Origin of the sequence: Psychrobacter proteolyticus (assembly GCF_038155145.1) — a bacterium.
Lineage (GTDB): Bacteria > Pseudomonadota > Gammaproteobacteria > Pseudomonadales > Moraxellaceae > Psychrobacter > Psychrobacter proteolyticus_B.
The window spans coordinates 312868-332309 of the sequence record NZ_JBAKAY010000004.1; the positions used below are offsets into that span (position 1 = coordinate 312868).

A 19442-nucleotide genomic window follows, 5' to 3' on the forward strand; every position below is an offset into this window, starting at 1 on the left:
CAACTATTGCTAGTTAAGCGGCCTTTTTATGTTGCGTTATTTAGCTAAAAATCCAACTATTACGCTTGGTCTAAAAATGGATAGTCGGTATAACCTTCAGCACCGCCACCATAGAAAGATTCTGGATGCTGCTCATTGAGCGGCGCGCCCTTTTGGATACGCTCAGCCAAATCAGGGTTGGCGATATAGTCACGGCCAAAGGCGACTGCATCGATATAACCTGCTTTTACATTTTGCTCTGCTTTTTCGGCAGTGTAGCCACCAGCTGCGATGATCATTTGATCAAAAGCAGCACGCACACGCTTACGGAAGTCTTCGCTATAAGGTGTACCACCTGCCCAATCTGGCTCTGACAGATGCAGATACATGATACCGCGTTTGTTAATCTGCTCAATCATCCAGATATTTTCGTCTTCGTTATATCCAGCTTCTACGTTGTTGAACGTACCAAGTGGTGAAATACGAATACCAACATGATCTGCATCCCAAGCGTCTACACACGCATCGATAACATCAAGCGTCAAGCGCGCACGGTTTTCGCGGCTACCGCCGTATTCATCATCGCGTTGGTTGGTTTGCTCAACCCAGAACTGATGCAATAGGTAACCATGAGCACCATGAATCTCTACCCCATCAAAACCCGCTTCTTTAGCGTTCTTAGTTGCTTGACCAAAGTCAGCGATAACTTGCTTGATTTCTTCAAGTGTGGCTGGACGCGGCGGCGTTGCATCTACACGAATGGCTTGGTTATCGCTGTCACGTAGCGAGGTACGTACACCAACATCAACGTTAGAAGCAGAGATAGGCGCTTTACCATCTGGCTGTACGCTCTCATGAGAGACTAGGCCAGTGTGCCATAGCTGTACTACGATTTTGCCACCTTTAGCATGGACATTATCTACGATGGTTTTCCACGCAGTGATTTGGTCTTTGGTATGAACGCCTGGCGCACCAGCATAACCTTTCGCTTGGAAAGAAACTTGCGTCGCTTCAGTGATTACCAAGCCAGAACCTGCACGCTGTGAATAATATTCGCTTGCCAATGCTGTTGGTACATCGCTTGGCTCAACCGAACGCAGACGCGTCAACGGTGCCATAATGATGCGGTTTTTTAGGGTTTGGGTACCCATTTTGACGGTTTCAAATAAATTATCGTGTGCCATAAAAAGCCCTGTTTATTGTTTTAAACCTTAGTATCAGGTTTACTATTATTGGTAATAAATAGCACTTACATTAGTAGGTAGCACTTAGCTATCGTTCTATAATTTGCGAAGTACGCTACTCATAAGCCGAGTTCTTTATAGGGGGCAAATGCAATTATTCCAAGCAATATTTACAAACAGAAACACCAATATTTAGATATTTGAATCTTTGTAATTACAGGCTACGAAGACAGTTTACCGTAGCTTAAACTCTCGTCGCCCGCGTGGAATTCTTTGGTTGTAGCATTTTTTTAACAGACAGCTCTAATGACAGATATGTACCAAACAATATCACTACTGAACCGATGATGGCTTGGATATTTAGGGCTTCACCAAGCAGTAGATACCCTAAAATAATGGCAAAAATCGGAATGACCAAGGTAATACTGGTGGCGCGCGTCGGGCCAATATTTTTAATCAGCTGATTCATAAAGATAAGGGCGATGGCTGTCGAAAATACACCGATACAGATCACTGATACCCATGCCTTTATGCTGATATCTTTACCATAAGGGAACTCATTAAAGGCTACAGGCAGCATAATAATACTACCGATAATGAGCGAGCCTGCGGTGATAGCGACTGGCGATACTTCGTACAGATAGTTCTTGGTGATGTTGGCCCCAAGCGCATAACCCACACAGGCCAGTAGCGCGTAGCCCATCGGTAGTAGCCCTTCGACCAACCCTTTGCCTGGCTCACCGCCACCAAATAAGCTTTCGCTCATCAGTATGATTACCCCAATCACTCCGATGACCAAACCGAGTGCTTGTTTTTTTGATAGCCTATCTTTAAAGAAGACTCTAGCGATAAAACCACTCATCATCGGTACAGAAGCATTTAGCACGGCTAGCACACCCGCGTTCACTGACTGCGCGGAAAACGAGAACAACACAAAAGGCAGCGCTGCTGAAAACAAGCCGACGAGCGCTAGCATTTTCCAATGCTCCTTGATGCCGACTCTATTTTTCTTATTGAGCAATACAAAGACCAACATGACCAATCCGGCGAATATCACACGCAAACTGGCGAATGCCAATGAGCCAAACTCAGGCACGCCGATACGATAAAAAACGAAGGAGAGTGACCACATAAAAGAGAGTGTCACAAAGATGATGAGGTCACGGTTGGTCATTGAGTAATCCTATTAAGCGCTTAGACTGCGTTTACCAACTCGTGTCGGTCATAAGCGTCTGATGCGTTGTAAAAATTATCATGCGATTAAAAACTCATGATGATAACTTTTTAATTGTTTGATGGGTAATTTTTTATAAAAGTTATAGTGAGTTTTTATCCATTTATTAATTTTTTTAGCACAGCTTTAAGGTTTGCACCTTTTGATAATTTATAAATCTGGACAAATTCTTTTTATTAAGCAGCATATAGCAAGCAGCGCTGATCCTATATTTCTTATACTTTAGCCTATTCCAGCGCCTTTCTATTCACATACTAAAGAACTCGAAAGTCATCCTTAAGTAAGTCATCCATTCAATATCTACAAAAATAGATTCACGGTCATAGTAAACCCTGCTTATATCACTACCTTATAACAGCTACTCTTAATAATACTGATGTTAAAAGTAGCTTTAATACATCAGTTCAAGATTTTCTTAAAATATATTAGTTGATATTTGTTTACTAATTTTCTACTATCTACAAGGTATTGGTTAGTATTTGGCAATACAAAAAATAGATGGCAAACATCATTAGTAGGATTTATAAATTATTGAGGAATGATTATGAAAAGGATAGCGTTATTTATCGGTATGATGTCAGTTGCAACGGCAGGTTTTTGCGGGGTTGGTCAGTTCTCAGATGAGACCACTTGCTATGTTTATAAACAAGATAAACTGCAAAAAAAGCTAAACTGTCAGTATGAGGGCGCTGAGGGTGCAGCGATGAGTTATAGTTTTAGGCAGGTCTCCTATAACCTGCCAGGGTTTGGCAAAATGGCAACCTCTACCAGTGCAAACTATAATGACCGTAATGAAGTGACTGGATGGACGACGACCGTCAATGACGAGCCCGCGATCATCAGATATCGTCTGCCAACCAATCAGCGTATCGTCAGTGATGCCTATGCGCAGTCTGGTAAAGCGGTTATGCAATGTTATCTTAGTACAAAATCGCAGTGGGAAATCTGTGCTAAATAGAGCAGAGTACTCTAGCAATTTATAGTGCAATAAAGCTGAGTGTTTTGCTTGGCTTTTATTGCCGCCTGCTAAAAACTGAAGCATCAACCTTAGCACCATCCTCTATGAAATTTTTTCACCGTTTTTTCTATATACTCAAAGTCTTCGTCACTGTCAAAGCCACTGATAAAATCCTCCTTCCTATGAGACAGCCATTGAATTACAACCCTGCATCGGTAAGAATGATGCTACCTATTTATAAAACCTACTCACCAACCCAGTTTATTAACGAGTCAAATACATGAAACTGCGCATCCTAAAGTCTGCTGTGACCAATCCTTGGTTCAACCTTGCCACCGAAGATTGGATATTTAATACGCTCAATCCCGACTCGCATACTTTATTTTTATGGCGTAACTCTGAGACTGTGGTTATTGGACGCTCGCAAAATCCATGGGTAGAGTGCAAAACCGATAAGATGGAAGCAGACGATGTGTTTTTAGCGCGGCGTCAGAGTGGTGGCGGCGCTGTGTTTCACGATTTAGGTAATACCAATTTTACTTTTTTATCGCCCAGTGATGCTTACGACCAAGAAGCAAACTTCACCGTCATCATTAATGCGCTTAAGAAACTCGGCATAGACGCCACGCTGTCTGGTCGTAACGATATGCAGGTCGGTGACCGCAAAATATCGGGTAGCGCATTTAGACATGCAGCCGATCGCAGCTTTCATCATGGCACATTGCTGGTCAATGCCAACATGCAAAAGCTTGGCGACTATCTAAACCCGCATCCATTAAAGCTTAAAGCAAAAGGCATCAAATCTGTGCGCGCTCGCGTTGCAAACTTGGTAGATTTTAATGAGACTATCAATCACGAGACCCTGTCTGATGCGATCATCGAAGCGTTTTGTGAATATCATGGAGATACTGCACAGGTTGAGCAATTAGATGAGGCTAGCCTTGCTAAGCAGCCAACACTAAACGCTTACTATCAGCAAATGGCAGATTGGGATTGGCGCTTTGGTAAAACGCCTGAGTTTACTCATCATATCGAGACACGCTTTGATTGGGGCATGATGGATGTGCATATGGATGTGAAGCAGGCAATGATTACCGAAGTTGTCATCTTCTCTGATGCGCTAAATGTTGAGCTTATCGACCTGCTTAAGAATACATTGATTGGCGTTAAATATAATAAGCTTGAGATTAAAAACAAGCTCGATGACCTAACAAAAGCACAACCTGAATTGGCAGCGCAAGTTAGTGATTTTGAAAAATGGTTAGTTGGCGAGATGGAAGGTTAAGATTTTGCGACGTCAGATTTAATCTAGCAAGTATTATAGAGTGTGCTGCTTGTGCTGCTTGCACTGCTTGATAAAAAATTACTGACACAAATGCACTTTATGTAATTAACGGTATTGATACCATACATACGCCATCTGAGATTTTGTATATGAATGATGCATAAAAAGCACCCTACCATTACTCCATTTTTTATGAATAATCAATATTAAGGTATTTTCATGAAGTACTTACATGCAATGATTAGAACCAACAAACTAGAAGAAACGTTATTTTTCTATTGTGACCTTATGGGCTTACAACTGCTAAGAAAGAAAGACTCTGAATCAGGCAGATTCAGCTTATATTTTTTAGCAACGCATGAGGGTGCGCCAGAGATTGAGGTGACACACAACTGGGATGAAAGAGAATATACCAATGGCGATAATTTTGGGCACTTTGCCTTTAGAGTCGACAACATATACGCGCAGTGCGACACCTTTATACAGGCAGGAGTCGAGATATTAAGACCGCCAAGAGATGGCCATATGGCTTTTGTCAAAGACCCTAATAATATCTCAATTGAGCTGCTACAAAATGGCGAAGACTTAGAACCTATTGAGCCTTGGATTTCGATGGAAAATATTGGCAGTTGGTAGGTGAGTGAGGCTGGTTAGTTGGGCTAGGATGGATGGACTGATTCGTTTTTTGCAGATAGTGATGATGACACGTATATCACAGTTATAGCTTTCTTAACATACAATCAAGCTCTAAAAAATGAGGATAATATGAAAAAGTTATGCATCACTACAATCGGTATTTTAGGCACTTGCCTACTCTCCACTTATGCCAATTCAGCAAGTTTTGATTGCAACAAAGCGGCTAGTTGGGTAGAAAAAACCGTCTGTGACAGCCCTGAGCTTTCTAAGCTTGATGACGCAATGGCGAAGAAATATAAAAGCAATCTTGCCACCTCTTCTGACTATGAAGACAGCAAAGCCTTTAAAAATAGGTCCATTGCGAATCAACGCACATGGCTTACGTTTCAGCGTAATACCTGTAAAAGTGAAGAATGTCTGATACGTGAGTATAAAGAGTATATCGAAGAGCAAACCAATTACGGTGTGGCTTGGAATTTTTCAGATGAGTTAAGTCCTTCTGATTTACCGAGAAAAAGTGCCTTTGGTAAGTTTTCTCAAACCTCTCAAATCTCACTATACAATTCAGATACTCAGCGCTGGGAAGATACGGGAGAGGCAAAAAACACGGTATCGATTCATAGTGTCGCTAATAAACCTTATCTTTCTATTATCGATGGCGTTTTGATTTTTACCAATGCTCATACCTGCGATTTGGGAGAGAGTAAAGCCATATGGTCAGAAAATCACTGGGTCGTCAACGATGATCAGCCAGATAAAAACGTTGAGCTGCGTTTATATCCAGCAACTTATAAAGGCCAGACTCAATTATTATTAAGAGATATGGATGATCAATATAGAAGACTGCATTGTGGTATGCGAGGGTATTTTGACGGTATTGTATTAGAGCGTGAGTAAGTGAACAAAATCTCTCGATTCTCTCAGAACAAACATAAGCTGAACTGAATATCCAATTTAATAAGTCAAATTTTCATTCCAAATAAAAAAGGACGGCAAGAGATATCCCCTCACCGTCCATTATTTAACATTCATGCCAAAGAGTTTAGATCTGAGCTGCAACCTCTGCCCCATCACGAATCGCACGTTTGGCATCTAGTTCAGCTGCTAGCTTAGCACCGCCAATTAAGTGGTACTGCGCGTCTGGTGCATCACCAACATTTGGCATCAGCTCAACGACTGACTCTTGACCGGCACAGACAACGACGCTATCGACACGTAATAACTGGCTTTGACCTTGTGGGTTAGTCACCCAGATACCTTCGTTGGTGATTTTGTCATATTGCACGCCAGCGACTTGGATCACGCCGTGAGATTTGATATGAGCACGATGCACCCAGCCTGAGGTTTTGTTCAGACCACTACCCAGACGGCCTTTGCTACGCTGCATCAAATATACTTGGCGAATCGGCTTGATCGCTGCTGGTCTGACCAGACCACCATCACTTTGATAGTCGGTATCGTTGGTCACGCCCCACTCTTCGCGCCACTCATTGATTGACTGTGGCTCAGGGCGATAGCTTGGATCTTTTAGTCCCTCAGGGCCAATCTCATCCAGTGACTTACCATGATTGGCTGTCAGATATTCACTGACATCAAAGCCAATACCACCAGCACCGATGACCGCGACTGTATTACCCACTGCTTTTTCGCCAGATAGCAGCTCAGCATAGCTCATTACTTGTGGCAGCTCAGCACCTTCGAGCTTACCTTCTAGACTTCTCGGTACGACACCCGTTGCCACGATGACATGATGGAACTTAGCCTTTTCAAGCATGTGTTTATCGACTTTGGTGTTCAGTTTAATCTCAACACCTAGATGCTCAAGCTCATTAATATAGTAGCGAATAGTCTCGAAGAACTCTTCTTTACCAGGGATGACTTTGGCGTAGTTAAACTGCCCGCCCAGCACATCTTTAGCTTCAAACAGAGTCACGTCATGACCACGTAAGGCCGCCACATGAGCAGCTGACATACCAGCGACACCGCCACCGATGACGGCGACTTTTTTCGGTTTTTTGGTTTTTTTATAGACCAATTCAGTCTCATAACAGGCTTGCGGATTGACCAAACAAGTCGAGCGTTTGTTTTCGAACGTATGGTCGAGGCAGGCTTGGTTACAAGCAATACAGGTGTTAATGCGATCTGTTTGTCCGTTTTTGGCTTTATTGACCCAATGTGCATCAGCCAAGAATGGACGCGCCATCTGAATCATGTCAGCTTGACCAGTCGCAACGATTTCTTCTGCTGTCTCTGGCATGTTGATACGGTTGGCTGCCATCATCGGGATACTAATATGCTTTTTGATTTCAGCGGTGAAATCAACGAAAGCGGCACGTGGTACGCTAGTCACGATAGTCGGGACACGCGCTTCATGCCAGCCGATACCCGTGTTCATGATGGTCACGCCCGCTTCTTCTAGCGCTTTGGCCACGGTAATGACTTCATCCATGACGTTACCGTCTTTGACCAAATCAATCACTGATAAACGGAATAAAATAATAAAATCTTCGCCAGTCGCTTCACGTACCGCTTTGACCACGTCGACAGCGAACTTCATACGTCCATGAATATCACCACCATAAATGTCTTTACGCTTATTCACATGGCTTGATAAAAACTGGTTGAGTAAATAACCTTCAGAGCCCATGATTTCGACGCCATCATAGCCTGCTTGCTTGGCAAGTTTGGCTGAACGAGCATAATCTTTCACCGTCTGCTCGATGTTTTTGATGCTCATCTTACGCGGTTTAAACGGTGAGATTGGAGATTTAATCGGGCTAGAGGATACGGCAAAAGGATGATAGCCATAGCGACCACTGTGCAATATCTGCATGATGATTTTGCTGTCGTGCTTGTGCACAGCACGGGTGACGCGCTGGTGATTGATAACATCAGCTTTAGTATTCATCGTTCCGCCAGCAGGCAACAACCAACCTTCGCGGTTAGGCGAGATACCGCCAGTGATCATCATCGCCACGCCGCCCTTGGCACGTTCTGCAAAATACGCCGCCAGCTTGCCATAATTATAAAAACGGTCTTCAAGCCCAGTATGCATTGAGCCCATAACCATACGGTTTTTTAGCGTAGTAAAGCCCAAATCTAGCGGCTCAAATAAATGCGGATAGTGTTCATTGGTGCTAGCGGTTTGGATCGTATTGGCACTATGGCTGGCAGACATATCATTTTCCTTATGAATAGTTTATGAGGCTACTTCTTAAAAACGGCTTTTTAGAATTAGTGGGCCTAAGGGGTTTAGCATCTTCGATATCGTAACACACCGCGATTATTGTCAGCTATGCAGACAAGCGACTGATGAGTGAGCACTATATTAATTGCTATAACGAGCGGGACGGTGTATCAGACGGTACTGTGGCATATGGTTAAGCAAACACCACAAAACCTAGCCAACTTTTAAGGTAGATTATATACCGTTAGCTTAATATCACTTAGAGATTAGACTAAGATATAAATCGATAAATATCGACTTATACCTATAACTTCTATGCTAGATTACTGTACTAAATAACATACTGACGTCAATGTACTGACGCATTATAGAAATACGATAAAGGACTATCATCATGACAGATTTCCATACAGGTCTCGGCAAAAATACTGCCAACCATCAACCACTTACTCCTATTGATTTCATCATTCGCAGCGCGCAAGTTTATCCTAATAAGACTGCCATCATTTATGACGACCTAGAACACAATAACCTCACTCAGACATGGCAACAGACCTATACCCGCTGCCGCCAACTGGCTGATGGCCTGCGCAAATTGGGTATCGATAAAAATGATACGGTCGCCGTGATGCTACCGAACACGCCAGCGATGGTCGAATGCGCCTTTGGTGTGCCTATGTCAGGCGGCGTACTCTGTACTTTGAACACTCGTCTCGATATCAATGCACTTACCTTTTGTTTGCAGCATTCCGAAGCCAAGGTCTTAATCTTAGACAGCGAGTTTGCTGAGCATGCTGAGATTATTGATGAGACTTTTCCAGACTTAATCGTCATTCATTCAACGGACAAAGCTGTCGATGTCGAGCGCTTTGGGCACATGAGTTATGAAGCATTAGTAGCCAGTTCAGACAGTTTGGATAACTGGGAGATGCCGAAAGATGAGTGGGATGCCATTGCGCTGAACTATACCTCTGGTACCACAGGCAAGCCCAAAGGTGTGGTCTATCATCATCGCGGCGCAACTCTCAATGCTATCTCTAATATTTTAGATTGGGACATGCCAAAACACCCGATGTATCTATGGACGCTGCCGCTGTTTCACTGCAACGGCTGGTGCTTTCCGTGGACCATCGCCGAGCGTGCTGGGGTCAATGTATGCTTGAGAAAAATTGATGCTGATTTGATATTGCAGCTGATTGCCAAGCATCAAGTTAGCCACTACTGCTCTGCGCCAGTCGTGCACAATATGATTGCCGGCGGCAAACCTGAGTATAAAGAAGCTATCACCCATACGGTCAAAGGTTGGGTCGCGGGTGCACCGCCGTCTGAAACCATGCTGGCGGCGATGGAAGCAATGGGCTTTCATATCTCTCATGTCTACGGCCTCACTGAGGTATATGGGCCAGTGACGGTCTGTGCTGAGCAGGAAGAATGGGATGAGCTTGATGTGGCCACACGCGCCCAAAAGAAATCACGTCAAGGTATGACTTCTCACTTGATGGCAGGGTTTGAAGTATTTAAGCAAGGTACTACCGAGCCAGTCGCCGCTGACGGGGAAGAGATGGGCGAGCTGGCGCTACGTGGCAATATGGTGATGAAAGGCTATCTAAAAAGCCGCAAGGCTACCGAAGAGGCATTCGCTGATGGCTGGTTCCGTACAGGCGATTTGGGGGTTAAATACCCTGATGGCTATATCAAAATTATGGACAGACTAAAAGATATCATCATCTCAGGTGGTGAGAACATCTCTAGTATCGAGGTAGAAAACGTCTTGTATAAACTACCTGCGATTGAAAGCTGCGCTGTGGTCGCCGCGCCACATGATAAATGGGGTGAAGTGCCCGTTGCGTTTATTGAAATTCACGCTGGTAGCACGCTGCAACGTGATACGGTGATGGAGCATTGCAGTCAGCACCTAGCAGGTTTTAAAGTGCCGAAACATATTGTCTTTGCAGAAATACCTAAGACCAGTACCGGTAAAGTACAAAAATTTGAGCTACGCCAAGCGGCAAAATCATTGGCACACGAAACACCAAAAGTAACTGCCAGTGCTAAATGATCTGACAATATATTAAATCCTGTCACAAATTAATATTCATAAAAAAGGTCAATCACGTATAAGTGACTGACCTTTTTTCGAGTGCTAGCCTATTTATCCTATAGTTGGTTCAATATAATTTGGAGACAAGGAAGCCAAGTGAAAGTACTACAAATAGTAGACTAAGCGAGGCTGACACCGTATCCAATTTATAGAGAACTAACTATATTAGCCAAGCTTAGGCTCAAGCCATTGATAGACTAGCATTCCTATAATCATGGCTGGAATAAACACATAGGCTTGCCATTGACCAGTACCAAGCAATACAATTCCTGGTCCTGGGCAGATACCAACTAGCCCCCAGCCGATACCGAACAACATCGCACCAATAAGTAATTTTTTATTAATGACAGTTTTGCTTGGCATATCAATCGGTGTACCAATCCAGCTGCTTTGTTGACGCTTTGCTAATCGTACACCGAAAAACGCCACTATCAGGCCACCGCCCATCACAAGAGCAAGGGAGATATCCCATGCGCCAAATACGTCCAAAAACCCTTGTACTTTCACAGGATCGGTCATACCTGACACCAGTAGTCCCAGTCCAAACAGCAGTCCTGCTAGCAATCCGATTATATTTTTTAGCATCGTCGTATCTCGCTATTATTATCTTTTATTAACCATCATATGTCGTTCGCGTATGAGTCCGACCATCAGTCTTCATCTGGCAACCTGCCATGAGTTCGCTATAGTAGGCCTAATACGTGACGACCGATATAAACGGTCACAATCCCAAACAGCATAAAGGTGACGGTCGCTGCCAATGACCGTGGAGACAGCCGCGCATTACCACAGATACCATGTCCACTGGTGCATCCTGAACCTAAACGCGTGCCGAAGCCGACCAATAACCCTGCACCAATCAATAATGGCAGGGAAGTACTGATAGCTACCTCAGGTAGCGGTCTGGCCAACTGATATAGCAGTGGTGAAATGACCAAACCCAGTATAAATAGCACCTGCCACATCTCTACACGCTTTGGTTTTAGTAGGCTTGAAAAAATACCACTGATACCTGCTATACGACCGATACCCAGCAGTAAGATAACCGTCGCTACGCCTAGCATTAGACCACCAACTAAGGAGATCGGCGTAAATGCTTGCCAGTCTATTTGTATGCTCATAACGGACTACCTAATTAAGTTTATTAAATACGTACTTGAGTATTAATTTATAAAAATACATTATATTATAAAATATAATAAAAAGGTAAAAAAATACTGAACCTAGCATGACACTAATGGTTCAGTACTTTTTATAACTGTAAAGACTGTACTGTAAAGGCTTTAAAAAGGGCAGTGAAAAAGACTTAATAAGTTATCCTATTAATATCTTTATCAGTCCTCTTAATTGGTATCTTTACTGGCCTAACACTTTATCAAGTGCCTTTTCAAAACGCGCTACTGTGCCATCGATATCAGTCAATTTATCCAAGCCAAACAGGCCCAAACGAAAAGTTTTGAAATTATCAGGCTCGCCCACTTTCAATGGTACGCCAGCCGCGATTTGCACCCCTATTTCAGCGAAGGCACTACCTTTATGCATGTCATCACGATCAGTATAAGAGACGACCACACCAGGTGCTTTAAAACCTTCAGCAGCAACGCTCTCAACGCCCTTAGCTTCTAATACTTCACGGATACGTTTGCCAAGTGTCCACTGCGCGTCACACAATTTATCAAAACCGATTGCTTTGGCTTCATTCACGGCATCACGGAACTGACGTAAGCTGTCTGTCGGCATAGTCGCATGGTACGCATGACCGCCATTTTCGTAAGCACGCATGATGTTCAACCATTGCTTTAGGTCGATACTAAAGCTATCAGACTCAGTACTGTCCACTTTTTTGACAGCAGCGTCGCTTAACATGACCAAGCCAGCGCCCGGCGTACTGCTCCAACCCTTTTGCGGTGCGCTAATCAGCACATCAATACCCAATGCTTTCATATCTAGCCATACGCAACCTGAAGCAATACAGTCAATGACTAACAATCCGCTAACGCTATGCACAGCCTCGCTCAACGCTTTGATATAGTCATCTGACAAGATGATACCCGATGATGTTTCGACATGCGGCGCAAATACAACTGCTGGTTTTTCTTCTTTGATTTTAGCTACAGCAACGTCGATATCGACTGGAGCAAACGGCTTTGGCGACTCACTATTATCGGCACGATTGGCCGTGAGGACTGTAGATGACTTGGCGATTTTGCCTTTTTCTAAGATTTGCGTCCAACGATAGCTGAACCAACCATTACGAATGATTAGGCAGTCTTCATCATTTGCCAACTGACGAGCGACTGCTTCCATACCATAAGTACCAGAACCAGGAACGATCACCACTGCGTCAGCGTTATACACAGATTTTAGGTCACTAGATAGGTCGTTCATCACTTGCTGAAAGGCTTTTGACATATGGTTCAGCGCACGATCGGTGTAAACCACTGAATACTCTAATAAGCCGTTTGGATCGATATCTTGACGTAATGCAGGCATTGAACACTCCTAGTGTATGGTTAGATAATATGCGACATGGATTAGATAGCACTATAATCAAGTGCTATTATTTTGATGGTGAGGTCTTGCGCTGTCTAGAGATGTATTATTTTTAAACAAACAAAAAACAACGGACACTGATGAGGTCTACTAACGTGAAGTTAATATATTTTTAGTCATATTACGAGCAAACACCAGCACATATCTTGACCTAAGCCATCCATGAGAGCTTGATATTAGCACTGATACTGAAGGTTGACAACGATACGCTCAGGCAACGATATGACTTGCGCTATTGAGCATTTATTGGTAGGTGTTGGTAGGTATTGATTGATAAGTTTTGATTTATAAAGCCACGATAAAAACATCAATGCCCTCGATGAGCATCTTGTAGTCCTGACACCACGAAGTCTAGCAACTCACTATCGCCTTCACGTGCGGCTTTGCGCATCAGTTTCGATGGTGCATGGGTCAATGTTTGGGTCAAACGTCGTGACAGCTCAGTGATGATATCTTCTGGACTGACATCGTCCTGTTGCAGCTTAGCAATAGATTCATGCAGCAGTTTATCGACTTGACCTTGAGTACACGCGCGGTACTGCTGAATATCTTTGCCAACTTGGCGAACCTGAAAGCGACGGTCTATCTCGACCACCAATTGACTGACTAGCAGCTCGGCATCCACTGCGGCTTGGCGACGCTGTTCGATATTACCTGCAATGACATGCTGCAAATCATCGACAGAGTACAGATAAACATCATCAATACGGCTAATGGTAGAATCGATATCGCGTGGTACAGCCAAATCTATCATAAGCATTGGCTGATAACGGCGACGCTTTAGCGCTTGTATGGTCATTGTCTTATCAATCAGCAAATCCATACTACCACTACAACTACTAACGATATCGGCTTCTGCCAAGACTTGTGGTAGTTCCTGTAAAGGTCTAACGTCTACGCGGCGATTAGGGCCACGTAGTTCAGCCGCTAACGCTTCGGCACGTTCGGGATTACGGTTACAGATAATGACTCGTCCGACCCCTAACCCTGCGATATGGGTGGCAACTAAGCGATTCATCTCGCCTGCCGCAACGACCAGTAGAGTACGACTGGGTAAATCATCAAATATTTGTGTGACCAATTTGGCGGCAGCAAAGCTAAGTGATACGGCTTGGGCGCCAACTTGCGTCTCGTTACGCACTCGTTTGGCGGCAGCGAATACTTGATCGATGATCCAGCCTAGCTGATTGCTGAGTACTTTTTGGTCTTGAGCCAGATGCACAGAGTTTTTGATTTGACCAAGAATCTGCGGCTCACCCAGTATCATAGAGTCGAGACCAGCCGCTACTCTTAACCAATGAGTCAATGCATGAGTATCACGATGTACATAGAGATATGGATCAATATCAACGAGTGGTAGTTGCTTGAAGTCAGCTAGCCACGTTTTGATTTTGGTAATATGCGCACTAATCGCAGCAGACGAGATATTCATGCTACTACTAAAAGCATTATTGAATGACTGTCCTACGGCTTTGACATCTTGCACATTGGATGATTGTGAGTCAGATAATTGGCTATTAGCGTGCTGCGACGTTGGCGATTGTGGCACTAGCGCATAGATTTCGGTGCGGTTACAAGTAGAGACGATCACGCTACCATCAGTAAAGGCTTCTATTTGTTTAAGTGCGACATTTACATCGTCACCCACAAGCGCCAAGCGCTCTCGCAGAGCGACTGGTGCAGTTTTGTGATTGACCCCAATGACCACTAATCTCATTATCGATAGACCATAAACATGACGCTCAGTTGCCCCTTACGCTATCTTATTATTTTTAAAAGACAGTTTTTGACGACAGCGCTAAAAAGGAAGACCCTAAAAACCGCCTATTATATCATTATTGCGGGCTTTAATTAACACTCACCCATCTATGATAACCATATCTCTGTATCTGGTCGCAAATGTAACAAATCAACTACTCATACGATTTATAAAATCAATAGCTAGGTTTTGACTTATGGTCAATAATATAATGTTAAATCATTCGCTTACTCTATCTTAACTTGTTATATTTCTATAATATTCAGTTCGACAGACATATCTATATTTAATTATCTTCAGTGTCGTTCTTTGGCGACGTACTCGCTACTAGTAGCACATTCATACAGTCAGACATGCCGATACCTGAGTAACACGGATGCTATTGTTTATCTCATCGGTCTACTCTTATAATGTTTGTCATGGGTACATATTGCCAATATTTAACTTAAAATGATTAAAACAAACTTGCCTTATCTGTGTAGGTAAACCATGGGCGAATACGGCTATCTATGATTTTTTTTGGGTCATTACTTCGGTCACCACATCCCTATAGCGAATACTCTAGCTTTCGTGCTTTATTGCACGTCGCTATTGAGCGCCTGTGTCAACGGTATAAGCTAGCGTTGTCTCTAGCTGTATGCCTGTGTTTGGCAGCCCCTGTTCATGCTAGCCATCCCGATGTATTGCTAGAAGCAAAGACTCCTAAGGTATCCGTTGCTACTGAGAATAAAGCAGCTAACAATAAGCTAAATAGCAATAAAGTAAATGATAGTAATGCCGCGATTGATACACCTTATAATGAAGATACGCTTACTATAGAAAACGTAAAAAATATTAATGGCTTAGCGCCAGCCAGTCTATGGCAGCCTGAGCTTAGAGAACCAAGCTTGTACGCTCTACTGGATGCCGAGTTTGCTGCTGATCGCGATGACAAACGACGGGCGGTCTCTATTTATAAGCAACAGTCTTTTAAAGAAGATGCGACAGCCGTGTTTGAGAGAGCGCTTAGCTTGTCTTTGCGTAACGAAAGGGTTGAAGACTCATTACAGTTTGCCAAGACATGGCAAGACCAAAACCCTGACCACGTACCTGCTTGGTTTTATGTCGCGCATTTGGCCTTACGTGCCCACGACTATATATTAGCGGGTGAAACTTTAAACCGCATCTTGCGCTATGACCCACGCGCAGACTTAAGCGAAATTCTCATAGGTATTTATCCAAACAATGATGAAGACAAACGTGAACTTCTTGCTGCGTTACAACCACTAGATAGCGAGCAAAATGCCTCATTGTCAGTATTAAAAGCGGGTTTACTCTATCAGTTTAACGAACCTGAAGTCGCTATCGTTCATATCAATCGAGCGCTAGAGCGTCAGCCAGACTATGTACCTTTTATTACCTTAAAAGCGGATATATTGCGCAAAATCGTGACTGCAGAAACCGTCATCAATTATGTCAGTCAAGCTCGTCTACGTAACCCTGATAGCAAAAGCTTATATTTATATGAGATTCGCTATCTATTAGATTTAAAGCAAAGCGAACAAGCGTGGAAGTTATTGCTTGAAGCGCATAGCCGTTTCAGTGATGATTCTGAAATTACTCTGCTCGCAGCTTTAGTGAGCCTAGATATCGAAGAGTACGCTAGCGCCGATGAGCTACTCAATATGCTTGCTAAGAGTCCAGCTTATCTTGATCAAGCTTATTATTATCTGGGTATCAGTGCTGAGCGTCAGCAATTGTTCGATCAAGCCAAATACTATCTCAATGGCGTCATGCAAGAGGATTTGGTATTGGAAGCGCGTAGAAAAGTAGTAGCGTTTGAATTACTCGATAACGACGTCGATGGGGCAATCGCGACGTTAGAGAAGCTGCGCAAAGACTTCACGGTATTCGCGCCTGACACTTTTGTCATGCAAGCCGATATCTTGTGGCAACAAAACGAATCTGATGAAGCACTGCGTCTACTAACTCGTGCCGCTCGTAAATATCCTGACAATGAGATGCTACTCTTTGCACGGGCTCAGCTTTTAGATGATAAAGAAGACTATGTCGTTAAGCGCACCCTGCTCAACCATTTGCAGGCTTTAGATCCTAGCAACTTGTCCTATCAGTTAAGCTATGCACAGTTACTGCTGGCAAATGAGCGCAGCTCAGAGCAAGGTCTAGCGCTAGCTACCGCAATTATCCAGATTCGCTATGATGACCCACGTTATGATAACGACCTACATCTGCAAGCCCTAAATGTCTTGGCAGGCAATGCATTAGCCAAAGAAAACTATCAGCAGGTTATCGACTATCTACAGACACCTTATGATGTGCTACCAACTCTGCGCTCAGGCACGCTGTTATTGCGCGCCTATCAAGGCTTAGGTAACAATGACAAAGTTGAGGCATTACTCGCAGATTTGCAGCAGCGCTTCTCATTTGGACAGCACAATATCAATGACCGCATACAGCTGTATTAATAGCGCTGATTTTGGATATGCTTTTTGGGTTTTGCGATTACAGAGATATGATAATTGATAAGGTTTTTATAAAACCGAAGCATTTATAAATTACAAGGTCGTTATAAGAAGCTAACAGCCGTGCATAACCGAGCAACAAATAACGCTTAAGCTAATATCTTTGTTCATCTTTCCATTTTTGAGAAACTATTATGTCAGCATCAATCACTTCTTTTAAACCAAATAAATTGGCTCTATTTACTGCTATAACTGCAGCAATGGTCATAACCTCTGGCTGTCAGTCATTAAAAACGGCCAACGCGACCAACCAGCCAACGACTACTGTACAAGGTCAAAACGCTGATCAACCCAAAAAGCTAGAGAGCTTTAATATCACGGGCAAGATTGGAGTGACGACACCTGCGAATGATTCGACCGGTACCCAAGGTGGTAGTGCGTTCTATGCATGGGGTCAGCAAAATGACCGATTTGCCATTGAGCTGATTGGCGCACTTGGTATTGGTAAAACCAACATCGAATACAATGGTCAGACCGCTACTCTAGTTAGCGAAAAGACAGGTACATTGACCGCTGATGATCCCGAAACCTTGCTAAAGAAAGCCACTGGTTGGCAAGCCCCAATTTCACAAATGCCTTACTGGATTTCTGGTCGCCCAGCGCCTTCAGATAGTGCGCCACAACTGGATGATCAGAACCGTTTAGTTAGCTCAGTCAATGGTGAGTGGACAGCCAGCTTTACTTATAAAGGTACGGATAAGTTACCTAGTAAAATTAGTGCAGTACAGCCTCAAGGCAACAAAGTTGTAATGACGATCAACCATTAATCCATCACTGGTTGATGATATGAACTACGCTAAAAATCATTATTGCTAATTAAGATAGCTGTTTATAACTGCACCTTATGATAAAAAATATGACTGAAAATATAGCCGAACCATCTGCTTCTACGATTACTCGTTTATCGCCTGCAAAACTCAATCTGTTTTTGCACATCACTGGTAAACGAGCCGACGGCTATCATAATTTGCAAACGGTATTTCGCCTGCTTGACTGGGGCGATTACTTGCATTTTTCGGTCAGCGATAATGCCGTGATTTCTACTATAGATAGTGAATTAAGTGCTAATCGATTCTGTCATCAGCTACTGATACTAGATGGTGCAGAGGCTATCACTACTAGTATAGAAGACAATTTAATTTTCAAAGCGGCACGCGCATTGCTAGCATTTGCCATACAGTCAAACACTTTACCTGACCAATTAGCAAAAGTGCATATCACTTTAGATAAGCACTTGCCAATGGGTGCAGGATTGGGTGGCGGCTCATCTAATGCAGCAACGACTATGCTTGTGCTCAATGAGATTTGGCAGCTTAATTTTACCTGTGATGAGCTTATAAAGATTGGCGCGACTGTGGGTGCGGATGTACCTATATTTATCTTTGGGCAAGACGCTATTGCGATGGGTATTGGTGAAGAACTGACTACGATTGAATTGCCTGACCAGCAATATTTAGTACTGACGCCTAACGCTCATGTAAATACCGCTACCCTATTTGCACACCCTAAACTACAGCGAGATATCGCGCCCCTATCGGTTGCAACTATCCAAAACCAATACGCTGACTATGTACAAACGCTCACTACGCCTTATCATAATGTCTTTACACCTGTCGTCACAAGCCTTGCTCCCGCTGTTAGAGAAGCCTTGCGTTACTTGCAAGGGTTAGAGCAGCAAGCACTGGCTACAGCACGCATGACTGGGTCTGGTAGCGCAGTGTTTTTGCCTCTAGATGCAAGTGTGGCTACTAATAAAAAACTTGTGGCGAAGTGGATTGCAGATGCGCCTTGTGCAGGGTATATCGTTGGAAACTTAAAATAGCACATACAACCTTTAGATTTCTTATCATCTAAATAATGACAACGGTAGGATTGCCGATTTTAATTTGCTAAAATAGCGCCAGCAGTAACCTATGATGAATAAATACCAGAAAAAGCCGCAAATGACTTGCAAAATCTGAAAATTTACTTATAATAGGTCGCCACAATAGGGGTATAGCCAAGTTGGTAAGGCATCAGGTTTTGATCCTGACATCCGTTGGTT

15 protein-coding genes are annotated in these 19442 nt (G+C 43.4%); 8 read left to right on the forward strand and 7 right to left on the reverse strand.

Annotation, left to right across the window (positions count from 1 at the left end):
* Positions 1 to 59: 59 nt before the first annotated feature.
* Complete coding sequence (locus tag V6252_RS07230) at positions 60 to 1163, reverse strand: alkene reductase (RefSeq protein WP_201568238.1); 1104 nt, start codon at positions 1161 to 1163, stop codon at positions 60 to 62.
* A 244-nt stretch (positions 1164 to 1407) separates the two neighbouring features.
* Positions 1408 to 2337, reverse strand: coding sequence for a DMT family transporter (locus tag V6252_RS07235; RefSeq protein WP_114701320.1), 930 nt, complete (start codon positions 2335 to 2337; stop codon positions 1408 to 1410).
* A gap of 604 nt (positions 2338 to 2941) precedes the next feature.
* On the opposite strand from V6252_RS07235, the gene V6252_RS07240 reads away from it, so the two are divergent.
* The 4 genes from V6252_RS07240 (at position 2942) to V6252_RS07255 (ending at position 6173) form a co-directional block, all read left to right on the forward strand.
* Complete coding sequence (locus tag V6252_RS07240; protein ID WP_101205128.1) at positions 2942 to 3355, forward strand: hypothetical protein; 414 nt, start codon at positions 2942 to 2944, stop codon at positions 3353 to 3355.
* 280 nt (positions 3356 to 3635) lie between these two features.
* Positions 3636 to 4640 carry a lipoate--protein ligase gene (locus tag V6252_RS07245; protein ID WP_341609899.1) on the forward strand — a complete coding sequence of 335 codons (1005 nt, stop codon included), beginning with the start codon at positions 3636 to 3638 and terminating at the stop codon, positions 4638 to 4640.
* Between the two features lie 219 nt (positions 4641 to 4859).
* Entirely contained in the window at positions 4860 to 5276 is a 417-nt protein-coding gene (locus tag V6252_RS07250; protein WP_341609900.1) for a VOC family protein, read from the forward strand.
* A gap of 129 nt (positions 5277 to 5405) precedes the next feature.
* Complete coding sequence (locus V6252_RS07255; protein ID WP_341609901.1) at positions 5406 to 6173, forward strand: hypothetical protein; 768 nt, start codon at positions 5406 to 5408, stop codon at positions 6171 to 6173.
* A 145-nt stretch (positions 6174 to 6318) separates the two neighbouring features.
* Here V6252_RS07255 and V6252_RS07260 read toward each other — a convergent pair whose 3' ends face one another.
* On the reverse strand, positions 6319 to 8454 hold the full coding sequence (locus V6252_RS07260) for an FAD-dependent oxidoreductase (protein ID WP_341609902.1): 2136 nt from the start codon (positions 8452 to 8454) through the stop codon (positions 6319 to 6321).
* Between the two features lie 403 nt (positions 8455 to 8857).
* On the opposite strand from V6252_RS07260, the gene V6252_RS07265 reads away from it, so the two are divergent.
* Complete coding sequence (locus tag V6252_RS07265; RefSeq protein ID WP_341609903.1) at positions 8858 to 10522, forward strand: AMP-binding protein; 1665 nt, start codon at positions 8858 to 8860, stop codon at positions 10520 to 10522.
* A gap of 207 nt (positions 10523 to 10729) precedes the next feature.
* On the opposite strand, the gene V6252_RS07270 is transcribed toward V6252_RS07265, so the two are convergent.
* From V6252_RS07270 to hemA, 4 genes are all read right to left on the reverse strand, one after another.
* Positions 10730 to 11149: a DUF6691 family protein gene (locus V6252_RS07270; protein ID WP_201568232.1), complete on the reverse strand. Its 420-nt coding sequence runs from the start codon at positions 11147 to 11149 to the stop codon at positions 10730 to 10732.
* 98 nt (positions 11150 to 11247) lie between these two features.
* Positions 11248 to 11685: a YeeE/YedE family protein gene (locus V6252_RS07275; protein ID WP_191114580.1), complete on the reverse strand. Its 438-nt coding sequence runs from the start codon at positions 11683 to 11685 to the stop codon at positions 11248 to 11250.
* A 235-nt stretch (positions 11686 to 11920) separates the two neighbouring features.
* The gene (locus V6252_RS07280; RefSeq protein ID WP_341609904.1) at positions 11921 to 13057 is read right to left on the reverse strand and encodes an aminotransferase class V-fold PLP-dependent enzyme; all 1137 of its coding nucleotides are present in this window, start codon (positions 13055 to 13057) and stop codon (positions 11921 to 11923) included.
* Positions 13058 to 13424: 367 nt separating this feature from the next.
* Positions 13425 to 14834 (reverse strand): glutamyl-tRNA reductase, encoded by a 1410-nt coding sequence (gene hemA / locus V6252_RS07285; RefSeq protein ID WP_341609905.1) that lies wholly within the window; start codon positions 14832 to 14834, stop codon positions 13425 to 13427.
* A gap of 551 nt (positions 14835 to 15385) precedes the next feature.
* On the opposite strand from hemA, the gene V6252_RS07290 reads away from it, so the two are divergent.
* From V6252_RS07290 to ispE, 3 genes are all read left to right on the forward strand, one after another.
* Positions 15386 to 17341 carry a tetratricopeptide repeat protein gene (locus V6252_RS07290; protein ID WP_425355865.1) on the forward strand — a complete coding sequence of 652 codons (1956 nt, stop codon included), beginning with the start codon at positions 15386 to 15388 and terminating at the stop codon, positions 17339 to 17341.
* A 191-nt stretch (positions 17342 to 17532) separates the two neighbouring features.
* Positions 17533 to 18165 carry a lipoprotein insertase outer membrane protein LolB gene (gene lolB, locus V6252_RS07295; RefSeq protein WP_341609907.1) on the forward strand — a complete coding sequence of 211 codons (633 nt, stop codon included), beginning with the start codon at positions 17533 to 17535 and terminating at the stop codon, positions 18163 to 18165.
* Positions 18166 to 18254: 89 nt separating this feature from the next.
* On the forward strand, positions 18255 to 19220 hold the full coding sequence (ispE, locus tag V6252_RS07300; RefSeq protein ID WP_341609908.1) for a 4-(cytidine 5'-diphospho)-2-C-methyl-D-erythritol kinase: 966 nt from the start codon (positions 18255 to 18257) through the stop codon (positions 19218 to 19220).
* The last annotated feature ends 222 nt before the right edge of the window (positions 19221 to 19442 follow it).

Excerpts from the sequence above, each read along its gene's own strand:
- V6252_RS07230 (WP_201568238.1), bottom strand. The coding sequence starts at position 1,163 with ATGGCACACGATAATTTATTTGAAACCGTCAAAATGGGTACCCAAACC.
- V6252_RS07235 (WP_114701320.1), bottom strand. The coding sequence starts at position 2,337 with ATGACCAACCGTGACCTCATCATCTTTGTGACACTCTCTTTTATGTGG.
- V6252_RS07240 (WP_101205128.1), top strand. The coding sequence starts at position 2,942 with ATGAAAAGGATAGCGTTATTTATCGGTATGATGTCAGTTGCAACGGCA.
- V6252_RS07245 (WP_341609899.1), top strand. The coding sequence starts at position 3,636 with ATGAAACTGCGCATCCTAAAGTCTGCTGTGACCAATCCTTGGTTCAAC.
- V6252_RS07250 (WP_341609900.1), top strand. The coding sequence starts at position 4,860 with ATGAAGTACTTACATGCAATGATTAGAACCAACAAACTAGAAGAAACG.
- V6252_RS07255 (WP_341609901.1), top strand. The coding sequence starts at position 5,406 with ATGAAAAAGTTATGCATCACTACAATCGGTATTTTAGGCACTTGCCTA.
- V6252_RS07260 (WP_341609902.1), bottom strand. The coding sequence starts at position 8,454 with ATGTCTGCCAGCCATAGTGCCAATACGATCCAAACCGCTAGCACCAAT.
- V6252_RS07265 (WP_341609903.1), top strand. The coding sequence starts at position 8,858 with ATGACAGATTTCCATACAGGTCTCGGCAAAAATACTGCCAACCATCAA.
- V6252_RS07270 (WP_201568232.1), bottom strand. The coding sequence starts at position 11,149 with ATGCTAAAAAATATAATCGGATTGCTAGCAGGACTGCTGTTTGGACTG.
- V6252_RS07275 (WP_191114580.1), bottom strand. The coding sequence starts at position 11,685 with ATGAGCATACAAATAGACTGGCAAGCATTTACGCCGATCTCCTTAGTT.
- V6252_RS07280 (WP_341609904.1), bottom strand. The coding sequence starts at position 13,057 with ATGCCTGCATTACGTCAAGATATCGATCCAAACGGCTTATTAGAGTAT.
- hemA (WP_341609905.1), bottom strand. The coding sequence starts at position 14,834 with ATGAGATTAGTGGTCATTGGGGTCAATCACAAAACTGCACCAGTCGCT.
- V6252_RS07290 (WP_425355865.1), top strand. The coding sequence starts at position 15,386 with ATGATTTTTTTTGGGTCATTACTTCGGTCACCACATCCCTATAGCGAA.
- lolB (WP_341609907.1), top strand. The coding sequence starts at position 17,533 with ATGTCAGCATCAATCACTTCTTTTAAACCAAATAAATTGGCTCTATTT.
- ispE (WP_341609908.1), top strand. The coding sequence starts at position 18,255 with ATGACTGAAAATATAGCCGAACCATCTGCTTCTACGATTACTCGTTTA.